Origin of the sequence: Streptomyces endophytica, assembly GCF_026153355.1 — a bacterium.
Lineage (GTDB): Bacteria > Actinomycetota > Actinomycetes > Streptomycetales > Streptomycetaceae > Streptomyces > Streptomyces endophytica.
Genome location: NZ_CP110636.1, coordinates 338,195 through 356,651 on the forward strand (window position 1 = coordinate 338,195; position 18,457 = coordinate 356,651).

At 71.0% G+C, this 18,457-nt stretch carries 17 protein-coding genes, 5 tRNA genes and 5 pseudogenes; 5 read left to right on the forward strand and 22 right to left on the reverse strand.

The genetic code is table 11. The features are described 5' to 3' along the window. Positions 1–43: 43 nt before the first annotated feature. Positions 44–181 (reverse strand): hypothetical protein, encoded by a 138-nt coding sequence (locus OJ254_RS01460; protein WP_265360930.1) that lies wholly within the window; start codon positions 179–181, stop codon positions 44–46. 58 nt (positions 182–239) lie between these two features. After that, a pseudogene (locus tag OJ254_RS01465) lies at positions 240–1,918 on the reverse strand (DAK2 domain-containing protein). Between the two features lie 234 nt (positions 1,919–2,152). Between OJ254_RS01465 and rpmB the strand changes: the two are divergent. Further along, positions 2,153–2,338 carry a 50S ribosomal protein L28 gene (gene rpmB / locus OJ254_RS01470; RefSeq protein ID WP_006602870.1) on the forward strand — a complete coding sequence of 62 codons (186 nt, stop codon included), beginning with the start codon at positions 2,153–2,155 and terminating at the stop codon, positions 2,336–2,338. A 99-nt stretch (positions 2,339–2,437) separates the two neighbouring features. On the opposite strand, the pseudogene thiD reads toward rpmB, so the two are convergent. Together thiD and OJ254_RS01480 are read right to left on the reverse strand one after the other, a co-directional pair. After that, positions 2,438–3,252: pseudogene (gene thiD, locus OJ254_RS01475) on the reverse strand (bifunctional hydroxymethylpyrimidine kinase/phosphomethylpyrimidine kinase). Between the two features lie 28 nt (positions 3,253–3,280). Next, positions 3,281–4,248 (reverse strand): annotated as a pseudogene (locus OJ254_RS01480) (thiamine-phosphate kinase). 170 nt (positions 4,249–4,418) lie between these two features. Here OJ254_RS01480 and OJ254_RS01485 point away from each other — a divergent pair. Together OJ254_RS01485 and OJ254_RS01490 are read left to right on the forward strand one after the other, a co-directional pair. After that, entirely contained in the window at positions 4,419–4,652 is a 234-nt protein-coding gene (locus OJ254_RS01485) for an Lrp/AsnC family transcriptional regulator (protein ID WP_030414214.1), read from the forward strand. Positions 4,653–4,661: 9 nt separating this feature from the next. After that, the gene (locus tag OJ254_RS01490) at positions 4,662–5,162 is read left to right on the forward strand and encodes a DUF3515 domain-containing protein (RefSeq protein WP_265360931.1); all 501 of its coding nucleotides are present in this window, start codon (positions 4,662–4,664) and stop codon (positions 5,160–5,162) included. 26 nt (positions 5,163–5,188) lie between these two features. Here OJ254_RS01490 and OJ254_RS01495 read toward each other — a convergent pair whose 3' ends face one another. The 3 genes from OJ254_RS01495 to OJ254_RS01505 all read right to left on the reverse strand — a co-directional run bounded on the left by OJ254_RS01495 (position 5,189) and on the right by OJ254_RS01505 (position 8,311). After that, entirely contained in the window at positions 5,189–6,343 is a 1,155-nt protein-coding gene (locus OJ254_RS01495; protein WP_265360932.1) for a D-alanine--D-alanine ligase family protein, read from the reverse strand. Positions 6,344–6,473: 130 nt separating this feature from the next. After that, the gene (locus tag OJ254_RS01500) at positions 6,474–7,475 is read right to left on the reverse strand and encodes an NAD(P)H-dependent glycerol-3-phosphate dehydrogenase (RefSeq protein ID WP_265360933.1); all 1,002 of its coding nucleotides are present in this window, start codon (positions 7,473–7,475) and stop codon (positions 6,474–6,476) included. Next, on the reverse strand, positions 7,472–8,311 hold the full coding sequence (locus tag OJ254_RS01505; protein ID WP_265360934.1) for a lysophospholipid acyltransferase family protein: 840 nt from the start codon (positions 8,309–8,311) through the stop codon (positions 7,472–7,474). The genes OJ254_RS01500 and OJ254_RS01505 overlap by 4 nt, the downstream gene beginning before the upstream one ends. Before the next feature lie 140 nt (positions 8,312–8,451). Here OJ254_RS01505 and cofC point away from each other — a divergent pair, with 140 nt between their 5' ends. Beyond that, positions 8,452–9,180 (forward strand): 2-phospho-L-lactate guanylyltransferase, encoded by a 729-nt coding sequence (gene cofC / locus OJ254_RS01510; RefSeq protein ID WP_265360935.1) that lies wholly within the window; start codon positions 8,452–8,454, stop codon positions 9,178–9,180. On the opposite strand, the gene OJ254_RS01515 is transcribed toward cofC, so the two are convergent. The 5 genes from OJ254_RS01515 to leuC form a co-directional block, all read right to left on the reverse strand. Next, positions 9,161–9,364, reverse strand: a complete 204-nt coding sequence (locus OJ254_RS01515; protein WP_261955478.1) for a hypothetical protein — start codon at positions 9,362–9,364, stop codon at positions 9,161–9,163. The two genes, cofC and OJ254_RS01515, sit on opposite strands and share 20 nt — an antisense overlap. A 98-nt stretch (positions 9,365–9,462) precedes the next feature. Continuing rightward, positions 9,463–10,116, reverse strand: coding sequence for an HU family DNA-binding protein (locus tag OJ254_RS01520; RefSeq protein WP_265360936.1), 654 nt, complete (start codon positions 10,114–10,116; stop codon positions 9,463–9,465). A 125-nt stretch (positions 10,117–10,241) separates the two neighbouring features. Next, complete coding sequence (locus OJ254_RS01525; protein WP_030414222.1) at positions 10,242–10,487, reverse strand: SCO5555 family protein; 246 nt, start codon at positions 10,485–10,487, stop codon at positions 10,242–10,244. Positions 10,488–10,622: 135 nt separating this feature from the next. After that, positions 10,623–11,216: a 3-isopropylmalate dehydratase small subunit gene (leuD, locus tag OJ254_RS01530; RefSeq protein ID WP_261955481.1), complete on the reverse strand. Its 594-nt coding sequence runs from the start codon at positions 11,214–11,216 to the stop codon at positions 10,623–10,625. 3 nt (positions 11,217–11,219) lie between these two features. Further along, a complete protein-coding gene (gene leuC / locus OJ254_RS01535; RefSeq protein ID WP_265360937.1) occupies positions 11,220–12,644 on the reverse strand; it encodes a 3-isopropylmalate dehydratase large subunit in 1,425 nt (474 codons plus the stop codon). A gap of 176 nt (positions 12,645–12,820) precedes the next feature. Here leuC and ndgR point away from each other — a divergent pair, with 176 nt between their 5' ends. Then, positions 12,821–13,537, forward strand: a complete 717-nt coding sequence (ndgR, locus tag OJ254_RS01540; protein WP_030414225.1) for an IclR family transcriptional regulator NdgR — start codon at positions 12,821–12,823, stop codon at positions 13,535–13,537. Positions 13,538–13,634: 97 nt separating this feature from the next. Here ndgR and OJ254_RS01545 read toward each other — a convergent pair whose 3' ends face one another. From OJ254_RS01545 to OJ254_RS01590, 10 genes and pseudogenes are all read right to left on the reverse strand, one after another. Then, the gene (locus OJ254_RS01545) at positions 13,635–14,114 is read right to left on the reverse strand and encodes a DUF4188 domain-containing protein (protein WP_265360938.1); all 480 of its coding nucleotides are present in this window, start codon (positions 14,112–14,114) and stop codon (positions 13,635–13,637) included. 247 nt (positions 14,115–14,361) lie between these two features. After that, positions 14,362–14,434, reverse strand: a tRNA-Glu gene (locus OJ254_RS01550). A gap of 41 nt (positions 14,435–14,475) precedes the next feature. Continuing rightward, positions 14,476–14,547: transfer RNA gene (locus tag OJ254_RS01555), tRNA-Gln, on the reverse strand. A 16-nt stretch (positions 14,548–14,563) separates the two neighbouring features. Further along, positions 14,564–14,636: transfer RNA gene (locus OJ254_RS01560), tRNA-Glu, on the reverse strand. A gap of 83 nt (positions 14,637–14,719) precedes the next feature. Further along, positions 14,720–14,792 (reverse strand) — tRNA-Glu (locus OJ254_RS01565). Positions 14,793–14,813: 21 nt separating this feature from the next. Next, a tRNA-Gln gene (locus OJ254_RS01570) sits at positions 14,814–14,885 on the reverse strand. Between the two features lie 87 nt (positions 14,886–14,972). After that, positions 14,973–15,698, reverse strand: coding sequence for an HAD family hydrolase (locus OJ254_RS01575; RefSeq protein ID WP_265360939.1), 726 nt, complete (start codon positions 15,696–15,698; stop codon positions 14,973–14,975). Positions 15,699–15,794: 96 nt separating this feature from the next. After that, a pseudogene (gltX, locus tag OJ254_RS01580) lies at positions 15,795–17,274 on the reverse strand (glutamate--tRNA ligase). After that, a pseudogene (locus tag OJ254_RS01585) lies at positions 17,267–18,038 on the reverse strand (fumarylacetoacetate hydrolase family protein). The pseudogenes gltX and OJ254_RS01585 overlap by 8 nt, the downstream one beginning before the upstream one ends. Positions 18,039–18,162: 124 nt before the next feature. Then, positions 18,163–18,354 (reverse strand): hypothetical protein, encoded by a 192-nt coding sequence (locus tag OJ254_RS01590; protein ID WP_265360940.1) that lies wholly within the window; start codon positions 18,352–18,354, stop codon positions 18,163–18,165. Positions 18,355–18,457 lie beyond the last annotated feature (103 nt).

The window sequence follows — 18,457 nt, forward strand, 5'->3', positions numbered from 1 at the left end:
ACGACCGTGACGTGTTCGTCCAGCGGGAGGTCGGCGAGGCGGGTCAGCTCGCCGCGCTCGGCGTAGCGGCGCGGTAGTGGTGCAGCAGGTCACCGACCGTGTGCAGGTCGAGATGCTCGGCCAGCACCTTCGCGGTGGTGCCGCCGAGGATTTTCTTCAGGGGTTCGTCAAGCGCAGCCACGCGTCTATTGCACACCACGCCTCTGACAATTGCGCCGGTCCCGGCCGCCGGGGCGCCGTCACTCCACGCCGATGAGCAGCGGGGCGGTGCGCTGGCCGCCGTCGTAGACGACCGTGTCGACGGCGAGGTGCCGCTCGCGGACGTGCCGTTCCAGCCGCTCGGCGAGGTCGGCGGGCGCCCCCGCGCCGAGGACCAGGGTCACCATTTCCCCGCCCGCGGACAGCATCCGGTCCAGCACGGTCATGGCGGTGACGGTGAGGTCCGAGCCGATCACCGCGACGTCGCCGTCGATCAGCCCGAGGACGTCGCCGGCCTGGCAGACGCCCGCCATGGTCCACGACTGGCGTTCGGCGAGGGCGAGCTCGGCGTAGCGGGTGGCGCCGGCGGCGGAGGTCATGGCGACCGCGTCCTCGTCGAAACTGCGGTCCGGCTCGTGCACGGCCAGCGCGGCGATGCCCTGGACGGCGGCGCGGGTGGGGATCACCGCGACCCGGACGCCTTCGGTGCGGGCCTGTTCGGCGGCGGCCGCGGCGGTGTGCCGGAGTTCGGGGTCGTTGGGCAGCAGCATGACCTCGCGGGCGTGGGCCTGCCGGATCGCCTGCACCAGTTCGCCGCTGGCCGGCGGCTCCCCGGGGCGTACGGTGACGGCGGTCGCGCCGGCCCCGGTGCACAGACCGGCGAGCCCGGCGCCCGGCACCACCGCGACCACGGCCCGCGCTGCCAGGGCCGGCTCCTTGGTGCGGCCGGCACCGCCGAAGTGCGTGATGCGGATCCGGTACGGGCGGCCGGCCTCGATGCCGGCCTCCACGGCGGCGCCCGCGTCGTCGACGTGGACGTGGACGTGCCACAGCCCGTCGCCGCCGACCACCACCAGGGAGTCGCCGAGTCCGTCGAGCCGGGTGCGCAGTCTTGCCACGGCCTCGTCCGGCGCCTCCAGCAGGTAGATCACCTCGAAGGCGGGCCCACCGGGTTCTCCGCAGGCGTCGGCCGCCATGTGGGCGGCCACGTCGCAGCCGGCGGCCTCGGGGAGCGGGGCGTCGGCCCGTACGGCGACGGGGGTGGCGGTGACCTCTCCGGAGAGCGCGTCGGCGAGCGCGCCCAGCAGCGCGACGAGCCCGCAGCCGCCGGCGTCCACGACGCCCGCCTTGCCTAGGACCGCCAGCTGCCCGGGGGTCTCCTGCAGGGCCGTACGGGCGCCTTCGTGGGCGGCGCGGGCGACCGCAGCGGCGTCCCCGGCCCCGCCGGCGGCGCGTTCCGCGGCGTCGGCGGCGGCGGTGGCGACGGTCAGGACGGTGCCCTCCACGGGTGGGCGACGGCCTCGTACGTGGAGGCGGCGGCCCGGCGCAGGGCCCGGCGCAGCGCCTCGGCCGAGCGGTCACCGGTCGCGGTGTCCGTGCCGTCCGTCCCGCCGCCGGCCGCCAGGACGTCGGTCATCCCGCGCAGCAGCTGCGCCAGGATGGTGCCGGAGTTCCCGCGCGCTCCTATCAGAGCGCCGTGTGCCATCGCGCCGATCGCGTCGGCGAGGCCGGGGGCGGTGCCCGCGGAGGCGTGGCCGTCGAAGGCGGCCTCGACCGCCCGGGCCGCGGACTCCAGCGTCAGATAGAGGTTGGTGCCGGTGTCCCCGTCGGCCACCGGGTAGACGTTGATCGCGTCGATCCGCTCGCGTTCCCGGCCGAGCGCCTCCAGCGCCAGCCCGCACCAGGAGCGGACCGCGGCGGCGTCGAGCGGGTACGGCACATCGTCCTCCTGGGTCACGGGCTGCACCGCACAGTAGCCGCGCGCCGGTGGGGAGGCCGGGGCGGGGGCCGGAGGGTGCGTGGTAGTTTCGTTCTACGGGAGCGGTCGTTGTATGCTGCTCCGGTTGCCCGATGAGAATCGGGCCATTTCCTCTCCTGACGGTCGCCGGTCGGGCAATGCACTCGGCCCGTCGGGATTTCACCGTAAGTGCATCTGAAGTCTTTGGAGTGACCCGTGGCTGCCAACTGCGACGTCTGCGGCAAGGGGCCGGGCTTCGGCAAGAGTGTCTCGCACTCGCATCGCCGTACCAACCGTCGTTGGAACCCCAACATCCAGACGGTGCGTGCAGTGATCGGGCGCACGCCGAAGAAGCTGAACGCCTGCACCTCGTGCATCAAGGCCGGCAAGGTCTCGCGCTGACGCCTTAGTCGTAGCGCAGCCAGCCGGTTGCCTGGGAAGCCGGTCCACCCATGGGTGGACCGGCTTTTTGCCGTTCCGGCGCTGCCGCGGGCGGGCGGTTCAGCGCCCGTCGCGCAGCCGCCAGCCGTGGTCGACCGGCCCGATGCCGGCGCCGAGCCGGAAGCCGGCCGCGATCGCGCCGGTGACGTACTCCTTCGCCGCGGCGGCGGCCCGCGGAACGGGGTCGCCCTTGGCCAGTTGCGCGGCGAGCGCGCTGGCGAGGGTGCAGCCGGTGCCGTGGGTGTGCCGGTTGTCGTGGCGCGGGGCGCGCAGCCAGTGCTCCTCGGTGCCGTTGGTGAGCAGATCGACGGCGCTGTCACCGCCCTCGTCCGTGGCCGTGAGGTGGCCGCCCTTGATCAGCGCCCAGCGCGGCCCGAAGTCCAGGACGGCGGCGGCCGCCCGGCGCATGTCGGCCTCCCCGTGGACGGTCACGCCGGTGAGCTGGGCCACCTCGTCGAGGTTGGGGTGGCGACGGTGGCCGTCGGCAGGAGTTTGATGCGCACCGCGTCCAGGGCGCTCGCGGCGAGCAGTGCGTCACCGTGTTTGGAGACGCCCACGGGGTCGACGACGACCGGGACGTCCAGCCCGGCGAGCAGGTCGGCGACGGTCTCGACGAGTTCCGCCGAGGAGAGCATGCCGGTCTTGACGGCCTGCACGCCGATGTCGTCGACGACGCTGCGGAACTGGGCGCGTACGGCCTCGGCGGGCAGGTCCCACGCGCCCTGCACGCCCAGGGAGTTCTGGGCGGTGACGGCGGTGAGCACGCTCATGCCGTGGGTGCCCAGCGCCAGCATCGTCTTCAGGTCGGCCTGGATGCCCGCGCCGCCGCCGGAGTCGGACCCGGCGACGGTCAGGACGCGTGGAGGGATGTGCATGCCGGCGAATCTACCCGCCGCCAAGGGGCTACTCGGCGTCGGCGTTGTCCCCGAAGTGGTCCCAGCCGCCCTTCGCCCAGGGGGCGCCGTCCACCGTCACCTGCGGCAGCGCGGAGGGGTTGAGGACCTCGCCGATGACCTTCCACCGGGCGGGCAGCTTCACGTCCGGCGGGAAGGTGGCCACGATCGCGTGGTCCTCACCGCCGTTGAGCACCCACTGCATCGGGTCCACGCCGACCGCGGTGCCGATGTCGGACATCTGCGTGGGGATGTCGATCGCCGCGGACCGCAGGTCGATCCGGACCTTGCTGGCCTCCGCGATGTGCCCGAGGTCGGCGACGAGCCCGTCGCTGACGTCGGTCATGGCGGTGGCGCCGAGCCCGGCGGCCGCGGGCCGGCGTGGTACGGCGGTTCGGGGCGGCGGTGCGCCTCCACGAAGGCGCGCGGCGAGCGGAAGCCGCGGGAGAGGACCGCGTGCCCGGCGGCGGACCAGCCGAGCCAGCCGGTCACCGCGACCACGTCGCCGGGCTGGGCGCCGGCCCGGGTGACCGGCTCCTGGTTGCGCAGGTCGCCGAGGGCGGTGATGGCGACGGTGATGGTGTCGCCGCGGACCACGTCCCCGCCGACGACGGCGGCGCCGGCCACCTGGCACTCGTCGCGCAGCCCGTCCATCAGCTCGGTCGGCCAGGTCGCGGGGAGTTCCGCGGGCACGACCAGGCCCAGCAGGATCGCGGTGGGCACCGCGCCCATCGCCGCGATGTCGGCGAGGTTCTGTGCGGCGGCCTTGCGGCCGACGTCGTAGGCGGTGGACCAGTCACGGCGGAAGTGCCGGCCCTCCAGGAGGACGTCGGTGCTGGCGACCACCCTCCGGTCCGGCGCGGTGACCACCGCGGCGTCGTCCCCCGGCCCGATCCGTACCGCCGGAGTGGACGTGAGCCGGGAGGTGAGCTCCCTGATCAGACCGAACTCCCCCAGCTCGCCCACGGTGCCCTTCATGCTGTTGCCCTTCTCATGTGTACGGACCGTTGTACGGACGGTCCGTACGTGGCTGACGGTTGCGCCGCACCTGCCGTGTTCACCGCGCGGGTCTCCCCGCTCCGCACGGTGACGCGGTACCGTGGCGTCCCTTCTTCCCCCATGATCCTCGTAGCCGCCCTGGAGGTCCCGTGGTACAGGCCTACATCCTGATCCAGACCGAGGTCGGCAAGGCCTCGGCCGTCGCGGAGGTGATCTCGAAGATCCCCGGCGTGCTGCAGGCCGAGGACGTCACCGGTCCCTACGACGTGATCGTGCGCGCACAGGCCGACACCGTCGATGAGCTGGGCCGCATGGTGGTGGCGAAGGTCCAGCAAGTGGAGGGCATCACGCGCACCCTCACCTGCCCGGTCGTTCATCTCTAGCTCCCCCGTATGCTCGGCCGGGTGATCTCTTCGCGTCGCCGGTGCCGCCCGATCCTGGCCCTTCCCCTGCTCACCGTGGCATTCGCCGCGGTGAGCTGTTCTTCTTCCGAGGACGTGGCCGTCCCGTCCCCCCGGGGCGAGGCGGCGCGGCACTGCCGGGCACTCCACGAGGAACTGCCGCGGACCGTCGACGGACTGAAGCGGCGGACCGCCGAGCCCGTCTCCGACTTCACCGCCGTCTGGGGCGACCCCGCCGTGCAACTGCGCTGCGGGGTGCCGAAGCCGGACGTCCTGAGACACGGGAGTGAACATTACAACCCCAACCCGGAGGCGGCGGAAGTCAACGGCGTCCGGTGGCTCTTCGAGAAACAGGACGACGGCTACCGCTTCACGACCGTGCTGCGCAAGGTGTACGTCGAGGTGACCGTGCCCGGGAAGTACGCCCCCGAGGTCAACGTGCTCCCCGACCTCGCGGGCGCGGTGAAGAAGACCATCCCCGCGGGCATCTAGCCCGCCCGGCGCCGGCCGGCCGCGGGCTAGCGCAGGCCGGTCGAGCGCTGCAGCGCCGCCTCCAGGAGGCGGTCGATCAGCTCCGGGTAGCTCACTCCGCTCTCCTGCCACATCCGCGGGTACATCGAGATGGGCGTGAAGCCGGGGAGCGTGTTGATCTCGTTGATCACGAACTCGCCGTTGTCCTGCAGGAAGAAGTCCGCGCGGACCAGGCCCTCGCAGGACGCCGCCTCGAAGGCCGCGACGGCCAGTTCCTGGACCTCGGCGGTCTGCTCGGCGGTCAGCGGTGCCGGCACGATACCGGCGGCCGAGTCGATGTACTTGGCCTCGAAGTCGTAGAAGTCGTGCGCGGTGACCGGCGGGATCTCGGCCGGCACGCTGGCCCGCGGCCCGTCCGCGAACTCCAGCACCCCGCACTCGATCTCGCGGCCGCTCAGCAGCGATTCCACGAGGATCTTGGGGTCGTGCCGGCGGGCCTCCTCGATGGCCTCGTCCAGGCCCTCCAGGCCGTCGACCTTGCTGATGCCCATGGACGAGCCGGCCCGGGCGGGCTTCACGAAGAGCGGCCAGCCGTGTTCGGCGGCGAAGTCCACGATCTTCTTGCGGGCCGCCGCGCCCTTTTCTCCATTCGGAGCGGTCTTCTCCCACTCCCGGGGACGGATGACCTCGTAGGGGCCGACCGGCAGCCCGAAGGAGGTGAACACCCGCTTCATGTAGTCCTTGTCCTGGCCGACCGCGGAGGCCAGCACGCCCGAGCCGACGTAGGGGACGCCGGAGAGCTCCAGGAGGCCCTGCAGGGTGCCGTCCTCGCCGTACGGGCCGTGCAGGACGGGGAAGACCACGTCGACCTCGCCGAGCGCCTTGGGCACCGAACCGGGCTCGGTGTAGACCACCTCCCGGTTGGACGGGTCGACGGGGAGCACCACTCCGCCCTCGGTGGACTCGGCGAGCTCGGCCACGCTGGGCAGCCGCCGGTCCGCGATGGCCATCCGCTCGGGGTCGTCGGCGGTGAGCGCCCAGCGGCCGTCGGTGGTGATGCCGATGGGCAGCACGTCGTACTTGTCGCGGTCGATGGCGCGCAGTACGGCTCCGGCGGTGACCACGGAGATGGCGTGCTCGGAGCTGCGCCCGCCGAACACGACGGCGACGCGGGGCTTGTGGGAGGAGGTCTGGCTGCTCATATCGCGTTGAGGGTACCTGCTGACCGGCGCGGCGTCAGTGCGGCGGCCGCCGTTGGTGGTGTGGCGCCGGCGCCCGCCGCGGACGGCCGGGTTTTCGTCCCGGTTCGGTGCCGCTCTTTGGTGCCGTACTTCAGTGCCGCTCGGACTTGGCGCTGCGCGCCATCAGCTCCTTGAGGGCCACCAGGGGCGGCTTGCCGTCGTGCACGATGGACACGACCGTCTCGGTGAGCGGCATGTCGACGCCGTGCCTGCGGGCCAGATCCAGAACGGATTCGCAGGACTTGACGCCCTCGGCGGTCTGCTTGGTGACCGCGATGGTCTCCTGGAGCGTCATACCGCGGCCGAGGTTGGTGCCGAAGGTGTTGTTGCGGGACAGCGGCGAGGAGCAGGTGGCGACGAGGTCGCCCATGCCGGCGAGGCCGGCGAAGGTGTGCGCGTCGGCGCCCATGGCGAGGCCGAGCCGGGTGGTCTCGGCGAGCCCGCGGGTGATCAGCGAGGCCTTGGCGTTGTCGCCCAGGCCCATGCCGGTGGCGATGCCGACGGCGAGGGCGATGACGTTCTTGACCGCACCGCCCAGTTCGCAGCCCACCACGTCGGTGTTGGTGTACGGGCGGAAGTACGCGGTGTGGCAGGCGGTCTGCACCCGGCGGGCGACCGCCTCGTCGGCGCAGGCGACGACCGCGGCGGCGGGCTGCCGGGCCGCGACCTCCTTGGCGAGGTTGGGGCCGGTGAGCACCGCGACCCGCTCGGCGGGGGCCTTGGCGACCTCCTCGATGACCTCGCTCATCCGCTTGGCCGTGCCCAGTTCGACGCCCTTCATCAGGGAGACCAGGATCGTGTCGGCGGGCAGCAGGGGCGCCCATTCGGCGAGGTTTCCGCGCAGCGTCTGGGACGGCACGGCCAGGACGGTGAACTCCGCGTCGCGGGCCGCCCGTGCCGGGTCGGTGGTGGCCCGTACGGCCTCGGGGAGCTCGACGCCCGGCAGGTAGTCGGGGTTCGTACGGCCGTTGTTGATGGCGTCGACCAGGGCCGCGCGGCGCCCCCACAGGGTCACCTCGCATCCCGCGTCGGCGAGCACCATCGCGAATGCGGTGCCCCAGGACCCCGTGCCGTAGACGGCGCAGCGCGTCACTTGCCTTCATCCTCCTGTGCCTGCTGGGTGCTTCGGGCCTGCTGCGGGGCGATCGCGCCTTCGGTGGCGGCGGCCGGCTCAGCGACGGCCTTGGCGGCCTCGCGGGCGGCCCGGCGTTCCTGGGCGATGGCCTTGCGCCAGTCGTACGGTGCGGTCGGTGCGGGCTCGCCGCGCAGCTGAGCCAGCTGCTCGGTGATCGCGCTCATGATGAGGTCGGTGACGGCGCGCAGCACCTCGGCGGTGGGTTCCTGGTCGTAGTAGGCGCTCAGGTCGACCGGCGGCCCCGCCTTCACCCGCAGCGTCTTGCGCGGGAGGAGCTGGAGCTTCTTCTCCTTGGCGTACGGCGGCATCGCGTCGTTGGCGCCCCACTGGGCGACCGGGATGACCGGGGCCTTGGTCAGCAGCGCCACCCGCGCGGCACCGGTCTTGCCCTGCATCGGCCAGAGCTCGGGGTCCCGGGTGAGGGTGCCCTCGGGGTAGAAGGCGACGCATTCGCCCTTGTGGATGGCGGTGACGGCGGCGCGGAACGCGTTGGCGGCGTCGGTGGTTTCCCGGTAGACCGGGATCTGTCCGGTGCCGCGCATCATCAGGCCGACAAAGCCGCTCTTGAAGAGTCCGGCCTTGGCGAGGAATCGGGGGACCCGCCCGGTGTTGTACTGATAGTGCGCATAGGAGAGCGGGTCGAGATAGGAGTTGTGGTTGACCGCGGTGATAAATCCACCGTCGGCCGGAATGTGCTCCATTCCCTGCCAGTCCCGCTTGAACAGAACCAAGAGCGGCGGTTTGCAGATGACCGCGGCCAAGCGGTACCAGAAGCCGATTCTGCGGCGGGACACTGGGACACCCTCCTTGTGGGACCTGCGTAGCTGCTACGGGCCGGCAGCCGCACAAGTGTCGCCCCAGGTACCCGCTATGTCGAGGACACCGTAACCCCGGCGCTCCCCCGGGGCGTCGGCGGCGGGTGAGAATGGCGCGGATGCGAAGAGACGGAGCGGACGGCGAGGCGGCGGCGGCCTGGAGCCTGGTGGTGCCGCTGAAACCGCTGGTGCGGGCCAAGAGCAGGCTTGCCCGGGCCGCCGGGGAGGAGTTCCGGCCGCGGCTGGCCCTGGCCTTCGCCCTGGACACCGTGACAGCGGCGCTGGCCTGCGGCGATGTGCACGATGTGGTGGTTGTCACGGACGACCGGTCGGCCGCGGAGCGGCTCGCGGCGCTGGGGGCGCGGATCGTGCCCGACACTCCGGCGGGCGGGCTGAACGCGGCGCTGGCGCACGGCGCGGCGGCGGTCCGGGCGGGTCGTCCGGGCGCGCCGGTGGCCGCGCTGAACGCGGATCTCCCCGCGCTGCGCCCGGCCGAGCTGGCCCGGGTGCTCCATTCCGCCGCGCTATTTCCCCGTGCATTTCTCGCGGATGCGGCGCATTTCGGGACAACACTTCTGACCGCGAGTTCCGGGGTGGAATTGGCACCGGCATTCGGGGGTGCCTCGCGGGCCCGTCATCTGGCGTCCGGCGCGCGAGAGATCACCGCGCCGGACGTGCCGTCGGTGCGCCGGGACGTGGACACCGGCGAGGATCTGCTGGCCGCGCTGAAGCTTGGTGTGGGCCCGTACACGGCTCGGCAGGCGCCGCTGGTGGCGCGGACGGCCGCGGGGGCCGCCGTGGACCCGTCCGGGCCGGTGCCGCCGCAGGTCAGAGCGTCTGGAGCGTGATCAGGTCGATGTGCCGGGCGTCGTCTTCGCCGGTGACCTCGATGCGCACCCGCTGACCGGGCCGGAGCAGCAGCAGCCCGCCGGCGTCGAAGGCGGCCGCGTCGAAGGGCAGCGGGGTGCCGTCGTCGAGCAGCACGCTGCCGGAGCGGGTCTGGGGGTCGTACGTGTACGCGGTGGCCTGCATGGCAGAGAGCCTAGACGGCGGCCTGGGCCCACAAACACCGCGGGCCGGGCTCCCCGGAGGGAGACCGGCCCGACGCATGGCGTCGCCGCTGCTGTTGGTCACCGCTTGCGGGCGGTGGTCTTCTTCGCGGTGGTCTTGCGCGCGGTGGCCTTCTTGGCGGGAGCCTTCTTCGCCGTCGCCTTCTTCGCGGGCGCGGTCTTCTTGGCCGTCGCCTTCTTCGCGGTGGTCTTCTTGGCCGGGGTCGCCTTCTTGGCGGCGGCCTTGGCGGGGGCCTTCTTCGCCGTCGTCTTCTTGGCGGTGACCTTCTTCGCGGTGGTGGCCTTCTTCGCCGCGGCCTTCTTCGCCGGAGCCGCCTTCTTCGCGGCGGCCTTCTTGGCGGTGGCCTTCTTCGCGGCCGCCTTCTTGATGGCCGCGCCACCGGTGAGGCTGCCCTTGGGGGCCTTCTTGACGGAGACCTCGCCGCCCTTGGGGAGCTTCTTCGAGCCGCTCACCAGGTCCTTGAAGCCCTGACCGGCGCGGAAGCGCGGCACCGAGGTCTTCTTGACCCGCACCCGCTCACCCGTCTGCGGGTTGCGGGCGTAACGGGCCGGACGGTCGACCTTCTCGAACGAGCCGAATCCGGTGACCGAAACGCGGTCACCGGTGACCACTGCACGGACGATCGCGTCGAGTACGGCGTCGACCGCGTCCGCGGCGTTCTGGCGGCCGCCGAGCTTGTCGGCAATGGCTTCTACGAGCTGCGCCTTGTTCACGTCTTCCCCTTCGGAGACATTGCTGGAAGGAAAGTTTCCAAGCTTTTTCGCACGTTAGGCAGATATATACCGCAAATCAAACACGAAACGGGCTAATCACCCTTGTGCCGCAACGAACTCGACCTTCACGGACTTCCGTCGGCGTGCACATCTTCGGGATAACGACCTTCGTCGAGGTCTTCCATGAACCACTCCAGACGCCGTGCCGCGTCCGCAAGATCGTGTTTAGCCGCGGCCGTGATGACGAGCAGCTTCCGGGTCAGCGCCATCCGTACGCCCTCCGGGACTTGCAGTGTCCGCACTCTTGCGTGTGCGTCCTTGAGTCGGTCGGCGACGACGCCGTAGAGCTGGAGTTGGTCGTCGCGTTCCATGCGCTAATTGTGCCATCTGCGGCGAGTTGTCGCTTCACGGGGCCTCAACAGGTGTCTTCACAAGCCGATGCGCCCCCTGCCAACTGCACAGGGGGCGCATCGTACGCAATAACGCTTTGAGCCAAAAACCCGAGGTCAGACCTCGATCGTACGCGGCTTGAACGACGGGCGATTCGCCTCGTACGCCACGATTGATGACTCCTCCCGAAGGGTGAGGCTGATGTCGTCCAGCCCCTCCAGCAGGCGCCAACGGGCGTTCTCGTCCAGCTCGAAGTCCGCGCTGATGCCCTCCGCCCGGACCTGCCGGTCCACGAGGTCGACGGTCACCTCGGCGGCCGGGTCGGCCTCCACCAGCTTCTGCAGCCGGTCCACCGTCTCCTGCGGCAGGACCACCGTCAGCAGGCCGTTCTTGAGGGAGTTGCCGCGGAAGATGTCCGCGAACCGCGAGGAGATGACGGCCTTGAAGCCGTAGTTCTGCAGCGCCCAGACGGCGTGCTCACGCGAGGATCCGGTGCCGAAGTCGGGGCCGGCGACCAGCACCGTGGCGCCTTTGTACTGCGGCTTGTTGAGGACGAACTCCGGGTCCTTGCGCCAGGCCTCGAACAGCCCGTCCTCGAAGCCGTCGCGGGTGACCTTCTTCAGCCAGTGGGCCGGGATGATCTGGTCGGTGTCGACGTTGCTGCGGCGCAGCGGGACGGCCCGGCCGGTGTGGGTGGTGAAAGCTTCCATGGTTCAGACTCCCGCGGGCGTGGCGACGTCGGACAGGTCGGCCGGTGAGGCCAGATGGCCGAGAACCGCCGTTGCGGCGGCCACCTGCGGCGAGACCAGGTGCGTACGACCGCCCTTGCCCTGGCGGCCCTCGAAGTTGCGGTTGGAGGTGGACGCCGAGCGCTCACCGGGCGCCAGCTGGTCGGGGTTCATGCCCAGGCACATCGAGCAGCCCGCGTGCCGCCATTCGGCGCCCGCCGCGGTGAAGACCTTGTCCAGCCCCTCGGCGACCGCTTCCAGGGAGACCCGGACCGAGCCGGGAACGATCAGCATCCGTACGCCGTCTGCGACCTTACGGCCCTCCAGGATCGACGCCGCGGAGCGCAGGTCCTCGATGCGGCCGTTGGTGCAGGAACCTACGAAGACGGTGTCCACGGTGATCTCGCGCAGCGGCTGACCCGCCGTCAACCCCATGTACTCCAGGGCCTTTTCGGCGGCCAGTCGCTCCGAGGCGTCCTCGTACGAAGCCGGGTCGGGGACCTGCGCCGAAAGCGGGGCGCCCTGGCCCGGGTTGGTGCCCCAGGTGACGAACGGCGCCAGCGCGGCGGCGTCGATGCGCACCTCGGCGTCGAAGACCGCGTCATCGTCGGTGCGCAGCGTCTTCCAGTACTCGACCGCGGCGTCCCAGTCCGCGCCCTGGGGGGCGTGGTCGCGGCCCTGGAGGTAGTCGAAGGTGGTCTGGTCCGGGGCGATCATGCCGGCCCGGGCGCCCGCCTCGATCGACATGTTGCAGATGGTCATCCGGGCCTCCATCGAGAGCTTCTCGATGGCCGGACCGCGGTATTCGATGACGTATCCCTGGCCGCCGCCGGTGCCGATCCGGGCGATGATCGCCAGGATCAGGTCCTTGGCGGTCACGCCCTCCGGCAGCTCGCCGTCGACGGTGATCGCCATCGTCTTGAACGGGGCCAGCGGCAGCGTCTGGGTGGCCAGCACGTGCTCGACCTGACTGGTGCCGATACCGAACGCCAGCGCGCCGAAGGCGCCGTGGGTGGACGTGTGGCTGTCACCGCAGACCACGGTGGTACCCGGCTGGGTCAGTCCCAGCTGGGGGCCCACGACGTGGACGACACCCTGCTCGACGTCGCCGAGCGGGTGCAGCCGGACGCCGAACTCGGCGCAGTTCTTGCGCAGCGTCTCCAGCTGGGTGCGCGAGACCGGGTCGGCGATCGGCTTGTCGATGTCGAGGGTCGGGGTGTTGTGATCCTCGGTGGCGATGGTCAGGTCCGTCCGGCGCACCTGGCGGCCGGCCTTGCGGAGGCCGTCGAACGCCTGCGGGCTGGTGACCTCGTGCAGCAGGTGCAGATCAATGAAGAGGAGGTCGGGCTCGCCTTCCGCGCGCCGGACGACGTGGTCGTCCCAGACCTTCTCCGCGAGTGTCCGTCCCATCGCTTTCCCTCCGGCCGGCCGCTGTGCCGGCCTTGCTCGTCCATGCGCGATCGCCCGCAGAACTCCCCCTGCCGGGCCTTACGCCGGGCCCTGGTCGAGGGCCCACACCTACAGACTGACGACTTCCCTGGAAAATTGAACTTGCGTTTCACAGTGTGAGACGTGAGTATCGTTGCATGGACAACTCTAGCGGCGTCGGCGTTCTCGACAAGGCAGCTCTGGTTTTGAGTGCCCTGGAGTCCGGTCCGGCCACCCTCGCCGGGCTGGTCGCGGCGACAGGGCTTGCACGACCCACGGCCCACCGGCTGGCCGTGGCACTGGAACACCACCGGATGGTGGCGAGGGACATGCAGGGCCGGTTCATCCTGGGCCCACGGCTCTCCGAGCTGGCCGCGGCGGCCGGCGAGGACCGTCTGCTGGCCACGGCCGGACCGGTACTGACCCACCTGCGCGACGTGACGGGCGAGAGCGCCCAGCTCTATCGCCGGCAGGGCGACATGCGGATCTGCGTGGCAGCGGCCGAGCGGCTGTCCGGACTGCGGGACACCGTCCCGGTCGGCTCCACGCTCCCGATGAAGGCCGGCTCGGCCGCGCAGATCCTGATGGCCTGGGAGGAGCCCGAGCGGCTGCACCGCGGCCTCCAGGGCGCCCGCTTCACGGCGACGGCCCTGTCGGGCGTACGGCGCCGCGGCTGGGCCCAGTCGATCGGTGAGCGCGAGCCCGGCGTGGCCTCGGTCTCCGCGCCCGTACGCGGCCCCTCGAACCGTGTGGTGGCCGCCGTCTCGGTCTCCGGACCGATCGAGCGGCTGACCCGCCACCCGGGCCGGATGCACGCCCAGGCGGTCATCGACGCGGCCGCCCGGCTCTCCGAGGGCCTGCGCCGCAACGGCTGAGCGACGCGGCCGGCCCCCGGCCCGAACCACGCGGCCCGGCCCCGCTCCCGTACGGCGAACTCCGTCCGGGGCCGGGGCCGGGCGGCCGTGCGCCGGCTCAGGCCGCCAGCCGCTCGGCCGCCCGCTCCCCGCGGCGGGCGACCGGCACCACCCCGCGGGCCGCCCCCAGCCCGTAGGGCGGCATGTTCGCGTAGATGTTCTCGTACGAGCCCGCCGGGACGGCGTAGGTCTCGTGCCAGATGCCGACGTGCCCCCGCCCCGCCCGCGCCCGCCGGTTGAAGGCGGCCCAGGCCGGGCGGTGCGCACCGCCCTGGTCGCTCGCGTAGGCCAGCAGCTTCTCCTTCGACTCCCAGTACTGCAGGACCGCGACGTTCCGCAGTCCGGGCAGGAAGCGGTAGCCGAGCATGCCCCGCTCCGGGTCGCGCGCCAGCTCCTTGATCATGGGCGTCATCGCCCGGAGCACGGGCAGCCAACTGCGCACCGCCCGCCAGTCGTTGATCCGCATCCCGACGAGGAAGACCACCACCTCCCCGGTACCGTCCGCCGTCATCCGTCCCTGCACCGGCTTGCCGCTCATCACAGCCCCCTTGGTCACACCTGATGCTGGATAGCGTCGCTATCCATAATTGGATAGTGCCACTCCCCAAGAGGGAGCGCAAGGGGTAGGCGACCGGGGAGCGCGGGAGCGCGGCGGAGTGGCCGCCGCGACGATGTCGCGGCCTCAAGGCCAACGAGGAGCCCAACGGGCACTTCGGAACGGGCCGTTGGCCCACCGGAACAGCGAGAAGGCCCCCCGCATGACGCGGAGGGCCTTCCCTCTTACGTACCCCCGACCGGATTCGAACCGGCGCTACCGCCTTGAGAGGGCGGCGTGCTAGGCCGCTACACAACGGGGGCAAGTCTTCTTGCAGTTGAGCCTGTCACGAGGACACGCTGCGCTGGGCTACCAGGACTCGAACCTAGACTAAATGAACCAGAATCACTCGTGCTGCCAATTACACCATAGCCCATGGTGGTTTAGACCAGTACCCCCGACCGGATTCGAACCGGCGCTACCGCCTTGAGAGGGCGGCGTGCTAGGCCGCTACACAACGGGGCCCTAGCGATCCCATCCGGCCGGAGCCGGATGTTGTCACCGCAATACCATCGGGAGCGACCCTGATGATCTACGGGATGGATCTGTACCCCCGACCGGATTCGAACCGGCGCTACTGCCTTGAGAGGGCAGCGTGCTAGGCCGCTACACAACGGGGGCTTTGCAGATGAGCTCTGCGAGCTGGCCTACCAGGACTCGAACCTAGACTAACTGAACCAGAATCAGTCGTGCTGCCAATTACACCATAGGCCATCAAAGCACAACCCCCTGCGGGGGTGGTATTTGACTTACGCTTCCCGGCCGGGCCTCTCGGCCCTCTCGGGCGGCGCAGGAAGAACATTACCTGATCGTGGACGGGGCTCCAAAACCGATAACTCCGTGCAGCAGCTCGGGCAGCTCCGCCAGGCTCACGATCCGCCGCACCCCGGCCGGCAGCTCCCCGCCGGCGCCCGTGCGGTCCAGCCAGACGGCGCCCAGCCCGGCGTCCCGGGCGCCGAGCGCATCGATGTCGAGCCGGTCGCCGACGTAGACCACCTCTTCGGGCCCGAGGCCAAGCGCGGCACAGGCGCCGTGGAAGGCCTCCGCCGCGGGCTTGGCGTGTCCCAGCTCGTCCGCGCACAGCACCGCCTCGAAGTGGGTGCGGATGCCCAGCGTGGCCAGTTTGCGTTCCTGGTTGGCTACCGAGGAGTTCGACAGCACGGCCTGTCGCACCAGGGGCGCCAGCGCCGTCAGCGCGGGCTCGGAGTCCGGGAAGAGCACCCAGGACGCCTCGTAGTGCGTGATGTACCGCGCGAACCAGGCGTCCGCTTCGTCGTCGCTCAGTGCCACGCCCAGGAACGTCCGGGCCCGCTCCCTGCGGTGGTCGAGGAATCCCAGCTCACCGGCGAGGAAGCGGGCGAACTCGGTCTCCATCGCCGCGCGCCAGCGCGTCAGCGCCGCCTCCTCCCCGCCGTACGCGGCCAGCAGTCCTTCGGCGCGCAGGTGCCGCAGCGCACCGGCGCGGTCCGAGCCGGTGTAGTCGAAGAGGGTGTCGTCGATGTCCCACAGGACGGCGCGGAGGGCCATGACGGCAATCTAACGCTCCTGGGCGGGTCAGGGAGGGAATATGCCGAGGGCCCGGAAGCCGGTGCGGCTTCCGGGCCCTCGGGCACCCGTCATGGGTCAGCCGGCGAGCTTGGCCAGCGCGGCGTCGATGCGGGCGAGGGTGCGCTCCTTGCCGAGGACTTCGAGGGACTCGAAGAGCGGCAGGCCGACCGTGCGGCCGGTGACGGCCACCCGGACGGGGGCCTGGGCCTTGCCGAGCTTGAGGCCGTGCTCCTCACCGGCGGCCAGGACGGCCTCCTTGAGGGGCTCGGGGCCGGCGTTCCAGTCGGCGGCGGCGAGCTTGGCCCGGGCGGTGGTGAGCAGGGCGACCGGGTCGCCCTTCATCGCCTTGGTCCAGGACGCCTCATCCTCCACCGGCTCCTTGCGGAACAGGAAGTCGACGTTGGCGGTGATGTCGGACAGGACGGTGAGGCGGGTCTGGGCGTGCGGGGCGATCGCGCGCCAGGCGGCCTCGTCGAAGTCCGCCGGCTCCCAGTTGGCGAACGGGGCCGCCAGCCAGGGCTCGCACCGCTTGATGAAGTCCTCGACGTCCAGCTGCCGGATGTGGTCGGCGTTGATCGCCTCGGCCTTCTTCAGGTCGAAGCGGGCCGGGTTGGCGTTGACGTCCGTGATGTCGAACTTCTCGATCAGCTCGGGCACCGAGAAGATGTCCTGGTCGGCGGAGAACGACCAGCCGAGCAGCGCGAGGTAGTTGAGCAGGCCCTCGGCAGGAAGCCGCGCTCGCGGTAGAGGTTGAGCGAGGCCTGCGGGTCGCGCTTGGAGAGCTTCTTGTTGCCCTCGCCCATGACGTACGGCAGGTGACCGAACTCGGGGATCGACGAGGCGATGCCCAGCTCGATCAGCGCCTTGTACAGGGCGATCTGGCGGGGGGTGGAGGAGAGCAGGTCCTCGCCGCGCAGGACGTGGGTGATGCCCATCAGGGCGTCGTCGACCGGGTTGACGAGGGTGTACAGCGGCGCGCCGTTGGCGCGCACGATGCCGTAGTCCGGGACGTTGTCCGGGGTGAAGGTCAGCTCGCCGCGGACCAGGTCGGTGAAGGTGATCGGCTCGTCGGGCATCCGGAAGCGGATGATCGAGGTGCGGCCCTCGGCCTCGTACGCGGCCTTCTGCTCGGCGGTCAGCTCGCGGCAGGTGCCGTCGTAACCGGAGGGCCGGCCGGCCTTGCGGGCGGCCTCGCGGCGCTCGTCGAGCTCCTCGGTGGTGCAGTAGCAGGGGTACGCGTGGCCGGCGGCGAGCAGCTTCTCGGCGATGTCCTTGTAGCGGTCCATCCGCTGGGACTGGCGGTACGGCGCGTGCGGGCCGCCGACCTCGGGGCCCTCGTCCCAGTCGAAGCCGAGCCAGTGGAAGGAGTCCAGCAGCTGGTTGTAGGACTCCTCGGAGTCGCGGGCCGCGTCGGTGTCCTCGATCCGGAAGACCAGGGTGCCCTTGTGGTGCCGCGCGTAGGCCCAGTTGAACAGGGCGGTGCGGATCAGGCCGACATGGGGTTACCGGTCGGGGAGGGACAGAAACGGACGCGGACGGGGGTCGCGTTAGCCACGCTTGATCACCTTGTTGGTGAGAGTGCCGATGCCTTCGATGGTGACGGCGACCTCGTCGCCGACGTTCAGGGGGCCGACCCCGGCCGGGGTGCCCGTGAGGATGACGTCGCCGGGGAGCAGGGTCATGGCCTCGGTGATGTGCACGATCAGGTCCTCGATCGGGCGGATCATGTCGCTGGTCCGGCCGAGCTGGCGCTGTTCGCCGTTGACCGTGCACTGGATCGCGAGGCCCGCGGCGACGTCGGCGGGGCCAGCCCGGTCTCGACCCAGGGGCCGAGCGGGCAGGAGCTGTCGAAGCCCTTGGCCCGGGCCCACTGCTTCTCGCGCTGCTGGACGTCGCGCGCGGTGACGTCGTTGGCGCAGGTGTAGCCGAGGATGACGTCCTTGGCGCGTTCGCGGGGCACCTCGCGGCACATCCGCCCGATGACGACGGCGAGCTCCGCCTCGTGGTGCACCTCCTGGGAGAAGGAGGGGTAGGCGATGGGTCACCGGGGCCGATCACCGAGGTGGACGGCTTGAAGAAGGTGACGGGCACGTCCGGGACGGCGTTGCCCAGCTCGGCGGCGTGTTCGGCGTAGTTGCGGCCCACGCAGACGACCTTGTTGGGCAGGACGGGAGGCAGCAGCCGGACCTTGTCGAGGGGAACCTTCTGGCCCGAGCGCTCGAATTCCGCGAAGGGATGACCCTTGATGACGTCGAGTTCGTCGCCTTCGAGGACGCCGAAGCCGACGTTGCCGTCGATGGAGAATCTGGCGATGCGCACGGGTGCCGCTGCCCCTCAGTGATCATTGACCGGAGTTGACACTCCAGGCTATCGCCCCTTTTTGGGCGCGCGCTCACCCATGGGCGCCGCGGCGGTCCGCGGCCGCTGCCCCTCGGCCGCGTGATTACGCGGTGACGGCCTGCTCGGGGGCGTCCATCAGGACGGTGCGCCGGGGGTTGGCGGTCTGCGCGGGGAGATCGACGGTGTGCTCCGGGGCCTCGGGGAGGGGGGTGCCGAGCTCGTCGGCGTCCTTGAGGTGGGCCAGGGTGGTGCGCCGCGGGTTGGCTATGTTGCGGAACATCATCGTCGTCTTCACTTCGGTACGCCTCGTGTGGTCGAAAGGTGGTGATCGGCCGGTGGAAAAGCCGTTGCGGAAACCTGTCTTGTCGGTTTCGGCAACTGTGTAAAGCGTCAGGCTA

Bases quoted from the DNA above. Each gene is read 5' to 3' on its own strand.
- OJ254_RS01490 (WP_265360931.1), top strand. From the start codon at position 4,662: ATGCTCGGCCGGGTGATCTCTTCGCGTCGCCGGTGCCGCCCGATCCTG.
- OJ254_RS01495 (WP_265360932.1), bottom strand. From the start codon at position 6,343: ATGAGCAGCCAGACCTCCTCCCACAAGCCCCGCGTCGCCGTCGTGTTC.
- cofC (WP_265360935.1), top strand. From the start codon at position 8,452: ATGCGAAGAGACGGAGCGGACGGCGAGGCGGCGGCGGCCTGGAGCCTG.
- OJ254_RS01515 (WP_261955478.1), bottom strand. From the start codon at position 9,364: ATGCAGGCCACCGCGTACACGTACGACCCCCAGACCCGCTCCGGCAGC.
- OJ254_RS01525 (WP_030414222.1), bottom strand. From the start codon at position 10,487: ATGGAACGCGACGACCAACTCCAGCTCTACGGCGTCGTCGCCGACCGA.
- leuD (WP_261955481.1), bottom strand. From the start codon at position 11,216: ATGGAAGCTTTCACCACCCACACCGGCCGGGCCGTCCCGCTGCGCCGC.
- leuC (WP_265360937.1), bottom strand. From the start codon at position 12,644: ATGGGACGGACACTCGCGGAGAAGGTCTGGGACGACCACGTCGTCCGG.
- ndgR (WP_030414225.1), top strand. From the start codon at position 12,821: ATGGACAACTCTAGCGGCGTCGGCGTTCTCGACAAGGCAGCTCTGGTT.
- OJ254_RS01545 (WP_265360938.1), bottom strand. From the start codon at position 14,114: ATGAGCGGCAAGCCGGTGCAGGGACGGATGACGGCGGACGGTACCGGG.
- OJ254_RS01575 (WP_265360939.1), bottom strand. From the start codon at position 15,698: ATGGCCCTCCGCGCCGTCCTGTGGGACATCGACGACACCCTCTTCGAC.